The following is an 18,539-nucleotide window of genomic DNA, read 5'->3' as shown; positions in this document are numbered from 1 at the left end:
ATGCACGTAACTTCAATCTACATGCACAGATCTGTGCAAATCCTAAAAACTGTACAACTTGGCCCACTTCGGCAGGATTCCCAATGTCTCTCACAGCACGCCTGGACCGGCTCCCACTCAGTCGTCCACACTACAAGCTCCTCCTCATCGGAGGGCTCGGTTACTCCTTTGACGGCATGGACGGCGCCGTGGTTGCCTTCCTGCTGCCGCGCATCCAGGAGATCTGGGGCCTGAGCACCGCAAGCCTGGGCCTGGTGGGCTCGGCGGCGCCGCTGGGCTTCTTCTTCGGTGCCATCCTGTCCGGCTGGCTGGGTGACCGGTTCGGCCGGAAGAAGGTCATGCTGTGGGCGCTTGCCTTCTACTGCGCCATGTCCGTGGTGGCCGCCGTCGCCCCGAACTTCGAAGTCTTCCTTGTTGCCCGGGTCCTGGCGGGACTTGGCGCCGGCGCGGAGAGCGTCATCATCGCCCCGTTCCTTTCGGAGTTCATTCCGCCCAAGCGGCGCGGCTGGTTCATCGGGACCCTGGCCGGGTTCTTTTCGTTCGGCTTCGTGGCCGCGGCACTCATCGGCCGGTTTGTGGTTCCCCTGGGTGACGACGGCTGGCGGTGGGCCCAGGTCATTACCGCCGTCCCCATCCTCCTCCTTCTTTGGTGGCGCCGCAGCCTTCCCGAATCACCCCGCTTCCTCATGAGCCAGGGCCGTGCGGCGGAGGCTGAACGGGTGGTGGAAGGGTTCGAGCAGAAGGTGCTCCTCGCCACCGGCAAGGAGCTTCCGGTGGTGGAAGCCGGTGGGGAAGACATCACCAAACACGGGCAGAAGATCAGCATCTGGAACGCCCTGAAGGTCATGTGGTCTCCCGCCCTGCGTCGGAGGACCGCCGTGATCTGGCTGATCTGGTTCGTGATCACCTTCTCCTACTACGGATTCTTTTCCTGGATCCCCACCTTGCTGGTGGGGCGCGGAATAACCGTCACCAAGAGTTTCGAATACTCCATCATCATTTACCTTGCGCAGATCCCCGGCTACTTCTCCGCGGCCTGGCTGTGCGACCGGATCGACCGCAAGAACACCATCGCCCTGTACCTGGCGGGCTCGGCCCTCAGTGCGTTCTGGCTGAGCCAGTCCAACGATTCCGGGATGATCCTGGTGGCCGCGGCAACGCTGTCCTTCTTCCTCAACGGCACCTACGCCGGGGTTTACGCCTACACCCCGGAACTCTTCCCCACCTGGATGCGCGCCACCGGCGTCGGACTGGCCAGCGCGGTAGGGCGCGTGGGCAGCATCCTGGCGCCGTCCATCATCGGTGTGTTCGCCGCAACGCTCGGCTTCGGCGGCGTGTTCACCATGACCACAGTGGTCCTGGCCGTGGGCGTTCTCGGAGTCGTCATCTTCGGAACGTCCACGGCGGGCAAATCGCTGGAAGACATCAATGCCCGCACCGAACCCGAGCAGGCAGCCGTGTTGGGAGGCTGCAAATGACGCAGGATCCCAACCCCGCCTTCCAGGAAATCTACGAGCACCTCCGCCGCGAACCGGGCGTCATCCTGTTCACCGCGCTGCGCTGGCTGCCGGGGCCCTCCGTGCTCCGAAGGGTCTCCACCAGCCACCCGGTGGACTACCCGCTGGGTGCCGAAAAGTCGGTGGAAATCTCCGAAGGCTGGCTTGACACCGTCATAGCCAACCAGCAGCCGTTCCTCGCTCCCGATGCCGCCGCCCTCGCGGAGGTGTTCACGGACGTCGCCTTGATCCAGTCCCTGGGCTGCGGCGCGGTGATCAACATCCCGGTGACAAGCCACGGCGAGGTGGTGGGCGTCTTGGCATTGCTCGACGCCGAGGGGCAGTACACCGGCCACAGCCTGGACGCGGCGTCCGCGGCAGTGTCCGCTGCATCCGAAAGGCTTGCCGCAGCCTTCATCGATTCAGACCAAACCATTACGACAGGAAAGGATGCAGTCCTCCCGTGACCTCCTCCACCGAACCACTCGTCATCAGGAACGCCCACGTCCTGGATATCCATGCCGGCACCTTCTCCTTGGCCGACGTCGTGACCTCCGACGGAAAAATCCGCAGTGTTGGGCCTGGTGCGGAAGCGCCGGATAATGCGCGGGTCATCGATGGCACGGGCAAATACGTCATTCCCGGCCTCATTGACGCCCACGTCCACGTGGTGGCTTCCAGCGCGGACTTCCGGTCCTTGACCTGGACGCCCGCCTCGTACGTGTACGCCCAGACTGCGAGGATCATGCAGGGCATGCTGAGCCGGGGCTTCACCACCGTGCGCGACCTCTCAGGCGCCGACTTTGGCCTGGCGAAAGCCCAGGCCGAGGGGCTCCTGGAGGGGCCGAAGCTGCACTTTTGCGGCCGCGCCCTCAGCCAGACCGGTGGCCACGGCGACATGCGCCTTCCCGGCGAGGACCACGAACCCAACGGCCGGGGATGCTGTGGCATCGGGCGGGTGGCGGACGGCGTGGACGCCGTGCGCGCCGCTGCCCGCGACGAGCTCCGCAAGGGGGCCCACCACATCAAGATCATGGCGTCCGGAGGTGTGTCTTCCCCGACGGACCGCATCGACTCCACCCAGTACTCGCGCGAGGAGATGCGGGCCGCCGTCGAAGAAGCGGAAGCGGCCAACCGCTACGTGGCAGCCCACGCCTACACGGCCCGGGCCATCAACCGCGCCCTCGAATCTGGGGTCAGGTCCATTGAACACGGCAACCTCCTTGACGACGAGAGCCTGCGGCTCTTCCTGGAGAAGGATGCCTTCCTGGTGCCCACCCTGGTGACTTACTGGGCGCTGAAGGAAGAAGGCAAGGAGTTTGGCTTGACCGAGGAGATGTGGGCAAAGGTGGATTCAGTCCTCAGCAGCGGCCTGGAAGCGATCGCCCGGGCGCACGAGGCCGGCGTGAAGATGGTGTACGGCTCGGACCTGCTGGGCGGGATGCACCGGCACCAGAACGAGCAGTTCCGGCTGCTGGGCAAGGTCCAGCCGGCCATCGACGCCATCCGGTCCGCGACCACCACCGCCGCCGAACTGCTGGGCCGCCCGGGTGAACTGGGAGTCATCGCCCCCGGAGCGGACGCTGATGTGCTGGTGCTCTCGGCGGACCCGGTGGAGGACATTGCCGTGCTGGCGGACATCGCCGACCACCTGGAATACGTAGTCCAGGATGGCACCGTCGTCGGCGGGAAACTCTGAGCGGAAGCGGCAGGCACAGTGCCGCCCGCCTCGGTCAAAGGCGGGCGGCGCTGTTTCGTCATGTGGGGATGGCCAGGTTTCCAGAGCGGCCGGCGAAAGACGGCCGGAGGAGGGTGCGGCTAGGGCGCCACCACCACCCCGTACGAGCCTTCGTTCAGTGCGCTGGCCGTGGTGGAGGGGGCCACCACGCCAAAGTCGTAACCCATGGCGCGCAAGGCGTCGATGGTCTTGGCCAGGTAGGTCCACTGGGTCGCGGGACAGGCCAGGACGTCGTTGCCGTCGTGGAGCAGGATGATGGCGCCGGGTGCAGCTTCGTCCAGGACGTACTTCTGCACGCCTGCCGCGCCCGGGCATTCGAAGTCGCCGGGTTCACCCACTTCCCAATGCCACTGGATCCCGCCGCTCATGCCGATGCTCCGGAGGTAGTTCAATGCGTAGGGGGTGCTGTTTCCGAACGGGAAGCGCACCAGTGTGGGTGCCGTCCCCGTGATGGCGCCGATGGCGGTGTTGGTAGCGTCAATCTCCTGTTTCTGGCCTGCCTGGGTGAGGTCGGGGAAGTTGGCGTGGTCCCACGAGTGGTTGCCGATGACGTGCCCCTCGGCCTTGATCCGGCGGACCAGGTCGGGGTACTGCTGGGCGTGCGATCCCTGGAGGAAGAACGTCGCCTTGACGCCTTTTTCTTTGAGGACGTCGAGGACGAACGCGGTGCGCTCCGGCGACGGGCCGTCGTCGAAGGTCAGACCGATCAGCGGCTTGTCGGCAGCCTGCGCGGGCGCGGCGGGGCCGCCGGCCAGCAGGCTCAGGGCCAGGCTTGCGGCGGCGAGGGCCACCACGGCAATCTTGCGTCTCATCGTGCTCTTTTCCCTTCTCACTCGTGAATGCAACAGGGTTAGGTGAGCACCTTACGGCGGCCCGGGAGATGCTGTATACCGGCGGTGGGCGTCGACTGGATAACTTCTCGAGCGGCACGAAATGCCGTTATCCCGGTGTGACCTGGCGGTGCCAAGGAAGTGGAAAACGGGCGACGACGGCACCTGGCCAGGTGCCGTCGTCGCCCGTTTGTCCGCGGCGGTGGACTTGTCAGTCCAGGTACTTGCCCACCAATGCCAGGTTCTGGATCACCGCCAGCCCGAACTGCGCCGTGTCATTGGTGGAGACGGTGGGCGCCTCGTCCACGGGCAGCAGTACGTGGGGTGGCTCGATCCGGCGCAGCGTGAAGGCGGATCCGTGGTTCAGGTGCTCGCCACCCTCGGTGAAACTGTCCCAGGCCCGGGCTGCGAGGTCACGATCCTGCAACCTTGCCGCCGCGTACGCCGTCAGCCGGCTGTGCGCCTGCGTCAGGTAGACGCCCTCCAAGGGCTGGCCGACCGCTTCCACTTGCTCCTCCTTGGTGGCCAGGAACAGGCGGCAGTACTGCAGCCAGGCCCGTTCGAAGTCCGCATCCGGCACCAGGTCCACCAGTTCGCTGCAGATCTCCACCAGCCCGAAGACGGCGCTGAGGTGTGAGACCTGGATCTGTTCGCGGCCAGTGTCGAACCGGCCTTTGTCCAGGTCGTACAAGGCTTCGCCGGTGAGGAAGCCGTACTTCAGCGCACCGATGTCCGCCATTGTGCCCAGCAGCCGGTCCCGGGACCATGGGTTACCGGTGCGTTCCCAGTCGGTGAGCCAGGTAGCGGCCAGGGATCCCCAGTCTGTCCCCAGCCCGACGCCCAGGGCGCCCCGGTTGGGCCGGTAGGTGGCAGCATCCGGGCGCACCTTGCGGACCGGATCCAGGCCCAGGAAGTTCCGGTCGCTGTCCACCAGTTCGCTCAGCAGGTCTCCGGTGCGCTCGTCGGCCGTGAGGTAGTAGTAGAAGCGGCGGTAGGCGGGGGTGCTGATCCGCAGCTGCTTGGCGCTGCAGCCCCAGTGCTGGACGTTGTGCCGGGAACCCAGGCCCTTCCATGGCCCCAGGTGGTACACGTCCACCTCGCCGGTATGCCGGGTCATTGCCTCGGCGAAGCGGAAGATGTCTGCCCGGCCCGAGCGGAGGTAGGAGTACCACAACCACAGGTCGGGGGAGAGCTCGGAGTTGTCCCAGGCGTATCCGCCCACGTCGTAGCGCCACACGTGCCGGTCGAAGTCATACGTGTGCATCACGTCGCCGAAGTTCCAGAAGCCGTACCAGCGGCGCTGCTCCACTTGGCCGGCGTAGAAGTCGAAGAGGAAGTCCAGCTGGTCTTCCAGCCGGGCACGTGCGGGAGTGCTGCGGTCCACCGGGTCCCAGTCACCGAAGACGCCCACGGAGTGCAGGTATTCCGGTGTGGCCTGCAGCAGCGCCGGGGTGGACGCGGCGGCGGCGTCGGCCGCGAGGCCCACGGTGGACGGGGTGGCGTCATAGGCGAACAGGGTCACCTCGTGGGTGCGGGCAATGCCGGTGGGATTGCCGAATCCGGGTTCGTAGTCCTCGTAGGTGATCTCGAGCCCCTCGAGCTGCTCCTCGAACGTGTCCTGGCCCAGGCCGTCGTGGTAGAACCGCAGGTCCATGGGCTGGGCTTCCGGGGAGAACAGCCATGCCGTCAGGGTTGCCTCGCCGGTAGCAGCGCCGCGGATGTCCAGCTGGCCCGGGTGGGACTGCCAGAAATCCTTGATTCCCACGCCCAGGCCGCCGCGGGTGTCGCTCAGGGAGCAGAAGCCTGCCGAGCGGGTGCCGCCGGAGATTCCCACCCAGCCATGGCCGCCGGTGGTCCGCTTGCGCAGTTCGAATCCGTCCGCGTTGAGCTGGGTAAGGGTGTAGTCTCCCCAGCTGGGGATGAGGTGCAGCCGGCCTGAGACCTCGGGGTTCCATGCCTCCGCGGGGGGAGTGGCGCGGCCGGCGATTTGCGCCTCCCGTACGTCCGCGCCGGGGTCCCGGCGCAGCCCGGTCAGGCCGCGCACGGCCTCGGTGAGGAACCCGCCGTCGGCCCCGGCGATCCGGACGTGCCGGTCATGCAGTTCAGCCTCCAGCGGCACGCTGAACCGGACGCCGAGGCCGGCCAGGAAGTCCTGCTCCGGGTCCCCGTCCCAGATGAAGGAGTGCACCATGCGCACGCTGCGGGCGTTGGCGTGGAAGTAGAAGCGCACCACAAACGGCAGCCAGTCGCGATGCGCGTAGTCCGCCAGGTCGGGGTGGTGGCGCCCTTCCAGCCGCACCACCGCGCGCACGGGCCCGGCTTGTTCCAGGACGACGGCGGTCACCTCGCCGGTGAAGGCCTTCCGGCCCGCGGTTCCGGCCCCTTCGGGAACGCCGTCCTGCAGCAGGCTGACCAGCCGTGCGTCGCGGGCAACGGGCCTGCCGTCCCTGGACAGGCTGCTGAACAGGGTGGATCCGCTGCGGTTGATCACCATCTGCAAGACGCCGGTATCAACTGTCAGCGCGCCGGCATCCTCGGTGACCGTGACGGCCGTACCTTCCGGCGCCTGCCGGCCTGCTGCTGCGGGCGTACCGGCGCCGGTCCGCACCCGGTAGGTTTCCGACGGGGTGTCCGTCGCCGGGAGGGCGATTCCCGCCCATTTCAGGGAGCCGTCCGGCCACGTGGCCAGCGGCCACGCCTGGCTGGGGAGGGGAGTGCCGGCGGCGTCCGCCACCGAAAGTGCATCAGCGCCGGGCACTGAGCCGCGGGCGAACGGCATGCCCCACGTTGTTCCGCCGCTGATTTCTGCCGGGGCCTGTCCATCGATCCACCTGATGAGGGTGCTGTCCGTCATGTCATCCGATTCCACTGGTGATTGCCGCGCTCAGGGGTCCCGCCAGAATGCAGGAAAGCGCTTTCTCGATTACGACTACAACGTAATAGACGGCAATGCCGGGCGCAAGGGGTTTCTGCCTTCCGGACTACCTGCCCGGCTGGTGACGGTCACATCTGATGAGTGTTCGGTCTTCGTGGCCAGGGTCCTGGCGGCCCATGCGCCCGGACGCATCGACGCTTGAACCGGACAATGCCAAGCTTTCACGCTGGCGTCCTGCCGCGGGCGTGAATACGGATGGCCGCCGTCCCAGCGACAGCGGCCATCCGAGCTTGTTAGTCCAGCGGCAGGGTTACCGTCACGCTGGTGCCGCTGCCCGGTGCGGATGTGATCTCCACTGTGCCGCCGGCTTCCTGGACGGCCACCGCCATCAGCCGCAGCCCGTACCCGTGGTGCCGCCCGCACGTGGCGGCGTCCCGGTCAAAGCCCGCACCGTCGTCGGCCACCACCAGGCGGATCCCGTGGTCAACGGCCAGCAGCTGGACGGTCACTGTGGATGCGCCGGAGAACTTAAAGGCGTTGCTGAGGGCTTCCCGGGCCGACTGGTACAGCAGGGAGGCACAGTCCGCCGGGATCTCGATGCCCCAGTGCGGAGTATCCCAGTGGACCGTAATTCCGTGCTGGCGAAGCGGTGCCGTGAGCCGGTCGATGCACCCGGCCAGCCCCAAAGTGTGGAAATCCAGCGGCTGGAGGTCGGTCAGCACGCCTCCAACTGTGGTGACTTCGTTGTCCAATGCTGTCTTGGTTCCCATGACTTCCTGCTCCCCAAGCTGGTTTTGTCTGATACCTCCAGCGTGGACCTCAAATGTCTAGGGGGTGCAAGATTTGCCTCAAGATCGGATCAATTCTGCGCGGGGCACCATGAGGCGAAGGTGGTCTGTGGTGCGTGCTCCCGACAGCATGAACGAAATAAGACAAAGGACGTCCCATCTCCTGTACACTAATGGAAGACGAAAGGCCGCCGCCCGGTGCGGTCAAAGGAGATGACGTGACAGTAGCATCCGCAGCGGTACCGCCCGCAAGGTTCAGTGCACAAATCCGGTCCCATGCCCTCCAGACCCGAATCATGGAGCTCATCCTGGAACGTGGCCTGGACGTTGGCGATGCGCTGCCCACCGAGAGCGAGCTGTCCGCAGAGCTCGGCGTCGGGCGGAACACCGTCCGGGAATCCCTCAAGGTCCTCCAAGCCCTCGGCGTCATCGAAATCCGCCATGGCTTTGGCATGTTCGTGGCACCCAACAACTTCAGCGCCCTGGTTTCCGGACTGACGTTCCGCGGCCGGCTGTCCCTTCGGCACAAGGGCGAAGAAGCCATGGAGCTCATCGACGTGCGCCAGGCCCTCGAGTCAGGGCTGATTGGGTCAGCCATCGACCTGCTGACGGAGGAACACCTCGCGGACCTGAAGTCCTCGATGGAGGCCATGCAGGCCGCCGCAGCCCAAGGTGAGCCGCTGGCCGAGCACGACGCGGAATTCCACCGGAAGCTCTATGCCCCCCTGAACAACGAACTCCTGATCAATCTCATGGATGTGTTTTGGCAGGTCTACCGGCAGATCCATGAGGCCCTGGGATCGGGGCCGGTCAACCTGGAGGAACAGGCCCGGATCCACTGGGACATCTACGAGGCCGTGGCCAACCGGGACAAGGCGCTCGCGGCCGAACGCCTGCAGCGCCACTTCGACGGCATCCGCCAAAAACTCAAGGACGTCGCGTCCGCCTAGCGGCGCAAACCCGGATCCACCACGCTTCCGCGGCAGGCGGCCCTACGCCGACCGGCCCAGCTGCCGCATGCCCTGCTTCAGTCCTTCCTTACGAGAAAGCCCAGCCTTGGAAATCTTTGTCGTTCCCGATGCCGCCGCCACCGGTGTGGTCGCCGCCGGGATTCTTGCCGCCGTCGTCCGCTCCAAGCCAGACGCCGTCCTGGGCGTGGCGACCGGAGGCTCTCCGCTTCCTGCCTACCAAGCCCTCGCGGGGCACCGGCTGGACATGTCCGGGGTCCGCGCATTCGCCCTGGACGAGTACGTCGGGCTGCCTGCCGGACACCCGCAGAGCTATGGCGAGGTGGTGCGGCGGGAGGTGACCGAACGGCTGGGAATGGACCCGGCGCTCGTTCGGGTACCCGCCGGCAACGCGGCGGACCCCGGGCAGGCAGCCGAGGACTACGACGCTGCCATTCGTGCTGCCGGCGGGGTGGACGTGCAACTCCTGGGCATCGGGCACAACGGGCATCTTGCCTTCAACGAACCCGGATCCGCCTTCTCCTCCCGCACCCGGGTGGAAGTCCTGGCCGAACGCACGCGCGCCGCCAACGCCCGGTACTTCACGTCCGAATCCGACGTGCCGCGCCGGTGCATCACGCAGGGACTCGGAACCATCCTCGAGGCACGGCACTTGCTCCTGATGGTGGCCGGAACTGACAAAGCCGGCATCCTCGCCCGTGCCCTGCACGGCGAGGTCTCGGAGGACTGCCCCGCATCCGCGCTGCAACTCCACCAGCACGTGACGGTGGTGGCAGACGAAGCCGCGGCAGCACTGCTGGCTCCCGGTAGCGGCCAGGTTCCCGTGCGCGTTCCCCGGGAGGCTGTTGGCGTCTAGGACCGTCCCTGCGTGTCCCGGCCGCCACCACAGGATCCTGCCCCTCGGACCGCTGCTGCGGCACGACGGCGAAGGCTGCGACACGAAGGCAAAGCAAAAGGGCGCCCGCCTGCGCGGTGTAGCGTGCAGGAAGATCAACAGCCTGAGGGGGCAGCGCTTGAATATCACCGAGTCCGTCACAGCCGTGCGTCCGGCGCACGGAGACCTCGGCAGCGGGCATCCATGAACGCCAAACGGCAGGCGCAACCGTTGACGTTGTTCTGGAAACTCATCATCACCCTCTCCGCCGTGGTGGGCGTGGGTACCTGCGCGGGTCTTTGGCTTATTTACACGCACTTCCTGATGGCAACGCCCGGGACCATGGCAGTGCTGGAACGGCAGCTGACCAAGAGCGACGCCATCCCGGCCATCCAGGACGAGGACGGCGAAGCGGTCATCCGTGAATCCCGGAAGCTCGCCTCCTATGAGTCCATGACCTACTACGCCGCGCCGGCCAGGACGTCAGGCGTCGCATGCCTGGTGGGTAAGTATGACCTGGACCAGGTGTCCTACTGGGAGGCCTGCGACTACATCCCTGACGGCCGGGACATCCTGGCGGAAGTGCAGGACCCCGACGGCAGGGACATTCTCTTCGTCCCCGACCAGTTTGATCACGGCCCGATGGAACGGGACGGCTGGGTCACCCTGCACCGCAACCTGCTGGTCATGCCCTTCACTGAACCGCGGCAGCCCCAAGCTCCCGAACTGCTGACCCGCAACGCAACGTTGCAAAAGACCGGTTAGGCGCGGTTAGGCCAAGGCGTCCACGAACCAGCCGGTGAGGGTGGCGGGGTGCGTTATGGCCGTGCCCACCACCACCGCGAAGGCGCCGGCGTCGAGGGCCTGCCGGGCCTGCGCCGGCGAATGGACACGGCCCTCGGCGATCAGCGGGACACCGAAACCGGCCGCTGCGATATCCGCCAGCAACTCCAGGTCCGGGCCGGCGGTCTTGGGGCGCTCGCCGGTGTAACCGGCCAAGGTGGTGCCGATGAGGTCCGCACCGGCCTCGACGGCGGCGGCGGCATCCTGGAGCGAACCACAGTCCGCCATGACCAGGGCGTGGGATTCCTGGTGGATCCCGGCGACAGTCTGCGCCAGGGTCAGGCCGTCCGGCCGGTCGCGGCGGGTCCCGTCCACCGCCACCACGTGGGCTCCGGCGTTGGCCACGGCCAGGGCGTGCCTGAACGTGGGTGTGATGAAGACCCCGTCATGCCCGTCTTTCCAGAGCCCAATGACCGGAACCTCGACGGCGGCGCGCGTGTACTGGATATCTGCCAGGCCTTGCACGCGGACCGCCGCGGCGCTGCCGATCACGGCGGAGGCAGCCACCTGGGCGGTGGTGCGGGGATCCCGCATTGGTTCGCCGGGGTAGGCCTGGCAGGACACGATGAGCCGGCCCCGCAGGGATTCCAGGGCATCGGGGGACAGGATCATGGAGTGCTTCCTTGGCTGGTGTGGAGGGGCAGAAGGACCAGGCGGGCCGCACCCACAAGGGCAGCGGCATTGCCCAGGGCCGCGGGTACCACCGGCAGGTCTCCCAGCGCCGGCAGCAGTTCGGCCCGGAGCGCTACCCGCATGGGCTCCCACCACCGCTCCCCGGCATCGGCCAGGCCGCCGGAGACCACAACGATTTCGGGATCGAGGATGTTGGCCAGGCCGCCCACCGCCTGGCCGGCGGCCGCAGCGGAGGCGTGGATGGCCTTGGCGGCAGTGGAGTCGCCGGCGCCGGCCAGGGCGAAGACGCCGCGGGCGTCGCGGGCAGGGGCGGTGCCACCCAGCCGGAGGTAGGCCTCCAGGACGGCCGGGCCGGAGGCGATCGCTTCGACGTGCCCTGACCCGCCGCAGACGCACGCCAGCGCAACGCCCCCGTGAAAGGCGTGCGGTGAAGCGAAATGGCCCACATGGCCGCCGGCATGCCGGTGTCCCAGGACGGGCCGGCCGTCCACCACGAAACTGCCGCCAACGCCCGTGCCGAACGCCACCAGCAATGAACTTGCAGTCCCTGCGGCCGCTCCGGTCCAGGCTTCACCCAGGGCGTGGGCGTGGACATCGTTCACTGCCCGGACGGACGACGCCGGCAGGTCCAGCCGGGCGGCCAGGCCTGCGGTCAGTGCCGTCCCGGCCCAGCCCTGGATGGCATCCGTGGCCGAGACCACCACGCCGCGGGCGGAATCGATCACACCGGCGGAGCCGATTCCAACCCCCGACACGGCCAGGCCCTCTTTGCGGGCCCGGCCAATCAACGCGGTAACCAGCGCAGCAGTGGCATCGAGGATGGCGGACCCGCCGTCACGGTTCAGCGTGGGGATGGTCTCCGAAAACAGGACCTCCCCCGCGGCAGAGACCACTCCCGCTGCAGTCTTGGTACCGCCAAGATCAACACCAACGGCGTACATCACCAGCGTTTTACACCAGGCCGTTGCGTTCGAGGATGACCTTGATCGCGGTGGTCTCTTCTTCGTTCAACGCCTGCATGGGTGCGCTCATGGTGTTGGATTCGATGACGCCCATGAGCTGCAGCGCCGTCTTGAAGGCACCCAACCCGGCCGCCCCTCCGGAGACTCGTCCGTTGGGGGTGTAGACGATCTCGAAGAGGTCGGCCAGGCGGTCTTGTTCGGCGGCGGCTTTCGCCCAGTCGCCGGAAGCTGCAGCGTCCACCAGGTTGCGGTAGCCGCGGGGATCCACGTTGCCCAGGCCCGGAACCACGCCTTGTGCGCCGCCGAGCAGGGCACCGTCCACCACCACTTCGTGTCCGGTGAAGATGTCGAAGTTGTCGATGCCACGGGCGGCGAGCAGGAGCTGGCGGAAGGCGACGTCGTCCCCGGAGGAGTCCTTGACGCCGGCGATGACGCCGTCGCGGCCCAGCCGGACCAGCAGGTCGGTGGGGAGCTTGAAATGGGTGCGCACAGGGACGTCGTAGGCGAAGACCGGGGCGTCAACGGCTGCATGGATGCTCCGGAAATGCGTTTCGGTTTCCTCGGCGTTGCCGATCGCGTAGTACATGGAGGTGACCACGATGGCATCCGCGCCAAGGTCCACCACCCGCTTGGCTTCCTCGATGACGCGGTTGGTGGTCTGTTCGTTGGCGCCCACGATCAGCGGCACGCGGGCTGCGCCAGCAGCAGAATTCGCCTCGGCGATGGTGCTGACCACCTGTGCGCGTTCGGCGTTGGTCATGTAAGGCACCTCCGCTGAGGAGCCCAGGACGAAGAGCCCGGACACGCCGCCGTCGAGCAGGTGCTTGGTGAGGTTCTGCAGCGAGGCGGTGTCGATGCTGCCGTCTGCGTGGCGGGGGGTGACGACAGGGGGAATGACGCCCGAGAACTGGGAAGACACGGAAAACTCCAATGCGTGGTTGTAAGAGGTGGGGTTGAAAATTTCAGGTGTGCAGCAAACTGGGCGCGGCACCGAGGAGTTTGCGGGTGTAGTCGTTCCGGGGGGTGTCGAACACCTGGGCCGCCGGTCCTTCCTCCACGATTTCGCCGAAGTACATGACGCAGATGCGGTCGGAAACGTAGCGGACGGTCTGGATGTCGTGGGAGATGAACACCATGCCCAGGTTCAGTTGGGTCTTCAGGTCCGAGAGCAGGTTCAGCACCTGGGCGCGGACGGACACGTCCAGCGCCGAGGTGGGTTCGTCGGCGACGATGATGTCCGGGTCCAGCGCCAAGGCCCTGGCGATGGCAACACGCTGGCGTTGCCCGCCGGAAACCTGCGACGGCGTTACTTCCGCCGCGGAGGCTGGCAGGCCTACTAGCGCCAGGAGTTCCTTGACCTTGGCGGCCCGGGACGCGGCGTTGCCGATGCCGTGGACCTGGAGCGGGTCGGTGAGGATGTCCTGGATGGTCATGCGCGGGTTCAGTGCCGTGGCGGGGTCCTGGAAGACGACGGAGACGGCGCGGCCAAACTCCTTTCGCATGGCGGCGTTGCGTTTGATGGCCGGTTTGCCGTGGAACAGCACCTCGCCGGATGTGGGCGCCTGCAGCCCCACCAGGACCGAGGCCAGGGTGGACTTGCCGCACCCGGATTCGCCAACGATGCCCACCGTTTCGCCGCGGCTGATGGTGAAGTCAACCCCGTTGACGGCCTTGACGATGTTGGGCCGGAAGAGCCCCCCGGTGCGTGCGCGGTGATGGACCTTTACGTCCTTGAGATCGATGACCGGTTTGCCGGTGGATACGCTCACTTGGCGTCCTCCTTAAGGTGGCTGGCCCAGTAATGGTCCGAGTCCCCGCCCACGGCGGTGAGGACCAGTGCCTGGTTGGGGTCGGCATCGCTGCGCAGCGACCGGGGTGCGAAGCGGTCGCCGCTGGCGAAATCCTGGGGCGAAGGCACGGTGCCGGGGATCTGGTGGAGGCGGGCAGCGTCCGCTTCGATGGAGAGCACGGCACCCAGCAGACCGCGGGTGTATTCGTGTTTCGGGTTCCGCAGCAGTTCGGAGGCGCGGGCGGATTCAACCACCTGGCCGGCGTACATCACCGTGATCCGGTGGGCCAGCGAGGCCACCAGCGCCAGGTCGTGGCTGACGAACACCATGGCGAAGCCCAGCTGCTCCCGCAGTTCGTTGAGCAGGTCCACCACCTGCTTCTGGACCGTAACGTCCAGCGCGGTGGTTGGTTCGTCTGCCACCACGATCTTGGGCGAGCGGGAGAGCGCCATGGCGATCAGGACGCGCTGGCGCTGGCCGCCCGAGAGCTCGTGGGGGTAGCTGGCCAGGGTGCGGACGGGGTCCAGTTTGACCATCTCCAGCAGTTCGGCCGGTGTCTTCCGGCCGCCGCGGCGGGTCAGCTGCGTCATCTGGTCCTTGATCTTCATGGACGGGTTCAGCGAGCTGAGCGCGTCCTGGTAGACCATGGCGATCTGTTCGCCGCGAAGCCCCTGGTAGGCCTTGACGTTGCTGTGCCCGGTTTTTGGATCCAGCAGTTCCTTGCCGTCGAAGGTGATGGAACCGGTGATCTTCGCTGTCTTGGGCAGCAGGCCCATGATGGCCAGCGACGTGATGGACTTGCCGCAACCGGATTCACCCACCAGGCCCATGGTTTCGCCTTCGCGGACGGTGAAGGAGACGTTGTCCACGATGGCTGTGTCACCGAAGCGGCCGGGGAACCGGATGGACAGGTTCCTGACTTCCAGGACGGTGCGGGTGTTGGCGGGGACCTGGGGCAGCCGGTCGGTGCGGGTGGCCTCGACGGCGGCGAGGAGTTCCAGCTCGCGGTCCAGCAGGGCGTGCGGGTTGGCGGCCGCCGCGCGGCGGTCGGTCAGCAGGGCGGAATGGGCCAGCTCGCGCTCGCCGGCATTCGCAGTTGTTGCCTCGCGGACGCCGTCGAGCTCGTGTTCCTCCACGACTGAGGGTTGCGCAACCGAGGTGGCTACCTCGGTGTCCACCGCGGCGACAGCCGCGCCGGCCACCGATGCCGCAGCGCCGTCGTCGTCCTTCACCGCAGGCGCCTTGCGGAGCCGCGGGTTCACCATGGCATCGGTGAGTCCTTCGGCCAGGATGTTCAGCGCCAGCACGGTCAGCAGGATGGTGAGGCCGGCGAAAGTGGTGGCCCACCACCCGCCGGAGAGGACCAGGTTGCGGCCGTAGGAGATCACATTGCCCCACGACGGGGCCGGATCCTGCACGCCGGCGCCCAGGAAGGACAGCGAGGCTTCGAGGATGATCGCGTCGGCCACCATCACCGTGGCGAACACCAGGACGGGGGCCGCGGTGTTGCGCACGATGTGCTTGGCCAGGATGTAGAAGCGGCCGGCGCCGATGACCCGTTCCGCCCGGACGTAGTCCTCGCCGTACTGGGCGAGCACGTTGGCGCGGACCACCCGGGCCAGCTGCGGGGTGTAGATGATGGCGATGGCCACGATGATGGTGGGCACCGAGTTGCCGAATGCCGCCAGCAGGACCGCCGCCAGGGCGATGCCCGGGAACGCCATGAGGATGTCCATGAGGCGCATGAGCAGTTCGTTCACGGCTTTGCTGGATGTCGCGGCGAGCGAGCCGAGGAACGCGCCGGCGAGGACCGCCAGCGCCACGGCGCCCAGGCCGATCATCAGCGAGGACTGGGAACCGTGGAGCAGGCGGGAGAAGATGTCGCGGCCCAGCCGGTCGGTGCCGAAGAAGTGCTCGGCGCCGGGAGGCGTGGCCGGCAGGAAGGTCTCCAGCGGGTCGTGCGGTGCCAGGAGCGGGGCGAAGAGGGCCGCGAGGGCGATCACCACCAGGAAGGAGAGGGCCAGGCGGGAGCCCCAGGGCAGGGCCTTGAAGCGAAGTCCGGGGGCGCTCAGACGTTCAGCGAGTTTGCTGCGCATGGGTCACACGGTCCTGATTCGGGGGTTGATGAGCAGGTAGAGGAGGTCCACGGCAATGTTCACCAGGACGAAAGTCACGGAAATGGTCAGGACCACGCCCTGCACCAGGTTCACGTCCAGGTTGGTGATGCCGTTGAGGATCAGTTGGCCCATGCCGGGCAGCGCAAAGATCATTTCAATGACGACGGCGCCGCCCAGCAGGTAGCCGATCCGCAGTCCCAGCACGGTGACCGGAGTGACCAGGGCGTTGCGGAGCACGTTCCTGGAGACCACTTCCCGGTACGGGACGCCGTTGCCGATGGCGGTGCGGACATAGTCCCGGTCCAGCTCCTCCACCATGGAGGTGCGGACCACCCTGATGAGGGAAGCCGAGACCGGGATGCCCAGTGCCAGGGCGGGCAGCGCCATCGAGTTGAGCCAGCCGCCGAAACCGGATTCCGGGGTGGCAATGCCGCCGGACGGGAACAGCGGCGCCGGACCAAGGGCGAACCACTGGATCAGCAGGATGCCCAGCCAGAACGACGGCGTTGCCACCGCGGCGATGGAGAAGACCCGCACCAGCTGGTCCTGCCATTTGTCCCGGTACAAGGCGCCGATGATGCCGAAGACCAGCGAGACCACGACCGCGATGATGACGCCCAGGAACGTCAGCTGCAGCGTCAGGGGGAAGGCTGAGCCGATCATGCTTGCCACGGATTTCGCCGGCGGAGTGGTGACTCCGAGGTCGAGCTGGAGGAGTTTTCCAAGGAAGCGGAAGTACTGCAGCAGCAGCGGATCGTTCAGGCCGTTGGCCTGCCGGTACTGCTCTTTCGCTTCCTCGCTGGCCCCTTCGCCCAGGGCGCTGCTCGCCTGGTCGCCGGGAGCGGCCTGCAGGACGAGGAACACGAGCAAGGTGATGCCCAGGACCATCAGCGGCAGGGCTGCCAGCCTCCGGCCCAGGAGGCGCAATATCGTGGTCAATGTAGTCTCCGGTTGGTGTGGCTAGGCGGTGCGGCCCACACCAACGAAGGAAACTCCGGTGGTGGGAAGGGGCTTGAAGCCGCTGAGCTTCTTTGCATCCCAGGCGCTGGGAAGCTGGCGGTGGAACAGCGGGTAGAGGGGCACCTCTTCGGAGACCAGGTCCACGATCTGCCCGGTGAGCTTCTTGGCGTCATCCTTGGACGACTGGCCGGCCTTGGTCATGAGGTCCACGAGCTGGGCACGCTCCGGCGTCGAGCCCCAGTAGGCGCGGTTCTTCATCCAGGTGTCACCGGCGTAGAACCAGCTCAGCAAGAGGTCTGCGTCGTTGCCGAAGACGGACGGATCGCCTGGCGCCGCAACCACCTTGTAGTCGCCTTTGCCGACGCGGTCCGTATACAAGGCGCCGGACTGCAGGTTCTTGAGGGTCACCTTGACACCGGGGATCTTGTTCCAGGATTCCAGCATCAGGGGAGCAACGTCCTTGACCCACGCGGTGTCCGTGGTGAGGAGCTCGAACTCCAGGCTGGAGACGCCGGCCTGCTTGAGGAGGTCTGCAGCCTTGTTGGGATCGTAGCTGTAGACGTTCTTGGCCTTGACGTAGTCCGGGTGGCCCTCCTGGAAGTAGGAGCTGGCCGGCTTGGCGTTGCCGAACAGGGCTTTCTTGATGATGGAGTCTTTGTCCAGGCCGTAATGCAGGGCCTGGCGGACCAGCTTGTTGTCGAACGGCGCGGCGGAGCAGTTGAACATCAGGAACAGCAGGCCGAACGACTGTACGGATTCAACGGTGGCTGCGGACTTGAGCCCCTGCATGTCCAGGTAGGGGACGTCCTCGATGGCCTGGACCCGGCCGGACTGCATTGCGGTCACGCGGGCGGCGGCATCGGAGAGCAGCAGCCAGGTCATGCCCTTGGCCAGTGCCGGCATGGGGCCGTTGTAGGCCTGGTTCGCCTCGAAGATGATCTTGTCGTCCTTGACGGCGGAAACCAGCTTGTACGGGCCGGTTCCAACGGGCTTGGCATCGAAGGATTTCAGCTGGTCCGAGCCGGCCGGGAAGTTGGTGAGCGCCTTGGGCACCACCTTTACCACCGAGATCCGGGGTCCGAAGCCGGGGAAGGCGTACTTCAGCGTGAATTCCACGGTCTTGGCGTCGAGGGCCTTGACGTCCTGGATGAACGGGATGAACTGCGAGAACAGGGACTTGTTGGCGGGATCCATGACCCGGGTAAAGGAGAAGACCACGTCCTCGGCAGTGACCGGGGTGCCGTCGTGGAACGTGGCGCCTTCGCGGATGGCCACCTGGTAGGTGGTGGGGTTGACCATCTTGGGATCAGTTGCAGCCAGGGCGTTGTAGGGCTCCCGGGTTGCCGGGTGGAGCTCAACCAGGCCCTCGAAGACGTGCAGGTTGGCGGCCATGGGGGTGGCGCCGGAGGAGGAAATGGGATCGAAGCCGGTGGAGAGGGCGTAAGAGATGCCGGCCTCGATGGTGAGGTCCTTGTTGATCGGCGAGGTGTTGGTGGTTGAGCTGCTGGTGGCGGCCGGTCCACCGCAGGCGGCCAGGGAGCTGGCAAAGGCTGCGGCCAGGCCCATGGCCCCGCCGAGTTTGAGGAAGTTCCGGCGGCTGGCGTCATTGACCAGCGGCAGGTTCTTGATGTTGTTCATTGGCCTCACCGTTCAGGAGATGTTTAT

17 protein-coding genes are annotated in these 18,539 nt (G+C 66.6%); 7 read left to right on the top strand and 10 right to left on the bottom strand.

The features are described from left to right. Nucleotides 1-83: 83 nt before the first annotated feature. From DFO47_RS12310 to DFO47_RS12300, 3 genes are read left to right on the top strand one after another with little or no spacing between them, the layout of a single operon-like run. The gene (locus tag DFO47_RS12310; protein WP_133831819.1) at nt 84-1,478 is read left to right on the top strand and encodes an MFS transporter; all 1,395 of its coding nucleotides are present in this window, start codon (nt 84-86) and stop codon (nt 1,476-1,478) included. Continuing rightward, nucleotides 1,475-1,963, top strand: a complete 489-nt coding sequence (locus tag DFO47_RS12305; protein ID WP_133831818.1) for a GAF domain-containing protein — start codon at nt 1,475-1,477, stop codon at nt 1,961-1,963. Before DFO47_RS12310 ends, DFO47_RS12305 begins: the two co-directional genes overlap by 4 nt. Then, nucleotides 1,960-3,195 carry an amidohydrolase family protein gene (locus tag DFO47_RS12300; RefSeq protein ID WP_133831817.1) on the top strand — a complete coding sequence of 412 codons (1,236 nt, stop codon included), beginning with the start codon at nt 1,960-1,962 and terminating at the stop codon, nt 3,193-3,195. Before DFO47_RS12305 ends, DFO47_RS12300 begins: the two co-directional genes overlap by 4 nt. Nucleotides 3,196-3,314: 119 nt before the next feature. On the opposite strand, the gene DFO47_RS12295 is transcribed toward DFO47_RS12300, so the two are convergent. Together DFO47_RS12295 and DFO47_RS12290 are read right to left on the bottom strand one after the other, a co-directional pair. Continuing rightward, nucleotides 3,315-4,046 (bottom strand): polysaccharide deacetylase family protein, encoded by a 732-nt coding sequence (locus tag DFO47_RS12295; RefSeq protein WP_133831816.1) that lies wholly within the window; start codon nt 4,044-4,046, stop codon nt 3,315-3,317. A gap of 229 nt (nt 4,047-4,275) precedes the next feature. Beyond that, nucleotides 4,276-6,918, bottom strand: a complete 2,643-nt coding sequence (locus DFO47_RS12290; RefSeq protein WP_133831815.1) for a Tat pathway signal sequence domain protein — start codon at nt 6,916-6,918, stop codon at nt 4,276-4,278. Here DFO47_RS12290 and DFO47_RS12285 point away from each other — a divergent pair. Beyond that, nucleotides 6,917-7,141 (top strand): hypothetical protein, encoded by a 225-nt coding sequence (locus DFO47_RS12285; protein ID WP_133831814.1) that lies wholly within the window; start codon nt 6,917-6,919, stop codon nt 7,139-7,141. The genes DFO47_RS12290 and DFO47_RS12285 overlap by 2 nt on opposite strands. Before the next feature lie 91 nt (nt 7,142-7,232). Here the strand turns inward: DFO47_RS12285 and DFO47_RS12280 are convergent, their stop codons facing one another. Further along, entirely contained in the window at nt 7,233-7,709 is a 477-nt protein-coding gene (locus DFO47_RS12280; RefSeq protein ID WP_109045641.1) for an ATP-binding protein, read from the bottom strand. A gap of 236 nt (nt 7,710-7,945) precedes the next feature. Here DFO47_RS12280 and DFO47_RS12275 point away from each other — a divergent pair, with 236 nt between their 5' ends. From DFO47_RS12275 to DFO47_RS12265, 3 genes are all read left to right on the top strand, one after another. Beyond that, nucleotides 7,946-8,677 carry an FCD domain-containing protein gene (locus DFO47_RS12275; RefSeq protein WP_018760909.1) on the top strand — a complete coding sequence of 244 codons (732 nt, stop codon included), beginning with the start codon at nt 7,946-7,948 and terminating at the stop codon, nt 8,675-8,677. Nucleotides 8,678-8,783: 106 nt separating this feature from the next. Beyond that, entirely contained in the window at nt 8,784-9,551 is a 768-nt protein-coding gene (locus DFO47_RS12270) for a glucosamine-6-phosphate deaminase (protein ID WP_208294398.1), read from the top strand. Between the two features lie 222 nt (nt 9,552-9,773). Continuing rightward, nucleotides 9,774-10,334 (top strand): hypothetical protein, encoded by a 561-nt coding sequence (locus DFO47_RS12265; protein ID WP_018760911.1) that lies wholly within the window; start codon nt 9,774-9,776, stop codon nt 10,332-10,334. Nucleotides 10,335-10,340: 6 nt separating this feature from the next. Here the strand turns inward: DFO47_RS12265 and DFO47_RS12260 are convergent, their stop codons facing one another. Genes DFO47_RS12260 through DFO47_RS12230 form a run of 7 tightly spaced genes read right to left on the bottom strand, consistent with a single transcriptional unit; the run spans nt 10,341 to nt 18,512 of the window. Then, the gene (locus DFO47_RS12260; RefSeq protein ID WP_133831812.1) at nt 10,341-11,024 is read right to left on the bottom strand and encodes an N-acetylmannosamine-6-phosphate 2-epimerase; all 684 of its coding nucleotides are present in this window, start codon (nt 11,022-11,024) and stop codon (nt 10,341-10,343) included. Then, the gene (locus DFO47_RS12255; protein WP_208294397.1) at nt 11,021-11,986 is read right to left on the bottom strand and encodes an ROK family protein; all 966 of its coding nucleotides are present in this window, start codon (nt 11,984-11,986) and stop codon (nt 11,021-11,023) included. The genes DFO47_RS12260 and DFO47_RS12255 overlap by 4 nt, the downstream gene beginning before the upstream one ends. A 10-nt stretch (nt 11,987-11,996) precedes the next feature. Further along, nucleotides 11,997-12,926, bottom strand: a complete 930-nt coding sequence (locus DFO47_RS12250; RefSeq protein WP_018760914.1) for a dihydrodipicolinate synthase family protein — start codon at nt 12,924-12,926, stop codon at nt 11,997-11,999. Between the two features lie 43 nt (nt 12,927-12,969). After that, nucleotides 12,970-13,776, bottom strand: a complete 807-nt coding sequence (locus DFO47_RS12245) for an ABC transporter ATP-binding protein (RefSeq protein WP_133831810.1) — start codon at nt 13,774-13,776, stop codon at nt 12,970-12,972. Beyond that, complete coding sequence (locus DFO47_RS12240; RefSeq protein ID WP_133831809.1) at nt 13,773-15,893, bottom strand: dipeptide/oligopeptide/nickel ABC transporter permease/ATP-binding protein; 2,121 nt, start codon at nt 15,891-15,893, stop codon at nt 13,773-13,775. Before DFO47_RS12240 ends, DFO47_RS12245 begins: the two co-directional genes overlap by 4 nt. 3 nt (nt 15,894-15,896) lie before the next feature. Then, complete coding sequence (locus DFO47_RS12235; protein WP_043423759.1) at nt 15,897-16,853, bottom strand: ABC transporter permease; 957 nt, start codon at nt 16,851-16,853, stop codon at nt 15,897-15,899. 21 nt (nt 16,854-16,874) lie between these two features. Next, nucleotides 16,875-18,512 carry an ABC transporter substrate-binding protein gene (locus DFO47_RS12230; RefSeq protein WP_133831808.1) on the bottom strand — a complete coding sequence of 546 codons (1,638 nt, stop codon included), beginning with the start codon at nt 18,510-18,512 and terminating at the stop codon, nt 16,875-16,877. Nucleotides 18,513-18,539 lie beyond the last annotated feature (27 nt).

It is taken from the genome of Arthrobacter sp. AG258 (genome assembly GCF_004364695.1).
Lineage (GTDB): Bacteria > Actinomycetota > Actinomycetes > Actinomycetales > Micrococcaceae > Arthrobacter.
The sequence above is the reverse complement of the archived record's forward strand: the minus strand, read 5'-3'. Positions and strand labels throughout refer to the sequence as shown.

Bases quoted from the DNA above. Each gene is read 5' to 3' on its own strand.
- DFO47_RS12305 (WP_133831818.1), top strand. From the start codon at position 1,475: ATGACGCAGGATCCCAACCCCGCCTTCCAGGAAATCTACGAGCACCTC.
- DFO47_RS12290 (WP_133831815.1), bottom strand. From the start codon at position 6,918: ATGACGGACAGCACCCTCATCAGGTGGATCGATGGACAGGCCCCGGCA.
- DFO47_RS12255 (WP_208294397.1), bottom strand. From the start codon at position 11,986: ATGTACGCCGTTGGTGTTGATCTTGGCGGTACCAAGACTGCAGCGGGA.
- DFO47_RS12285 (WP_133831814.1), top strand. From the start codon at position 6,917: ATGTCATCCGATTCCACTGGTGATTGCCGCGCTCAGGGGTCCCGCCAG.
- DFO47_RS12260 (WP_133831812.1), bottom strand. From the start codon at position 11,024: ATGATCCTGTCCCCCGATGCCCTGGAATCCCTGCGGGGCCGGCTCATC.
- DFO47_RS12240 (WP_133831809.1), bottom strand. From the start codon at position 15,893: ATGCGCAGCAAACTCGCTGAACGTCTGAGCGCCCCCGGACTTCGCTTC.
- DFO47_RS12310 (WP_133831819.1), top strand. From the start codon at position 84: ATGTCTCTCACAGCACGCCTGGACCGGCTCCCACTCAGTCGTCCACAC.
- DFO47_RS12295 (WP_133831816.1), bottom strand. From the start codon at position 4,046: ATGAGACGCAAGATTGCCGTGGTGGCCCTCGCCGCCGCAAGCCTGGCC.
- DFO47_RS12280 (WP_109045641.1), bottom strand. From the start codon at position 7,709: ATGGGAACCAAGACAGCATTGGACAACGAAGTCACCACAGTTGGAGGC.
- DFO47_RS12265 (WP_018760911.1), top strand. From the start codon at position 9,774: ATGAACGCCAAACGGCAGGCGCAACCGTTGACGTTGTTCTGGAAACTC.
- DFO47_RS12230 (WP_133831808.1), bottom strand. From the start codon at position 18,512: ATGAACAACATCAAGAACCTGCCGCTGGTCAATGACGCCAGCCGCCGG.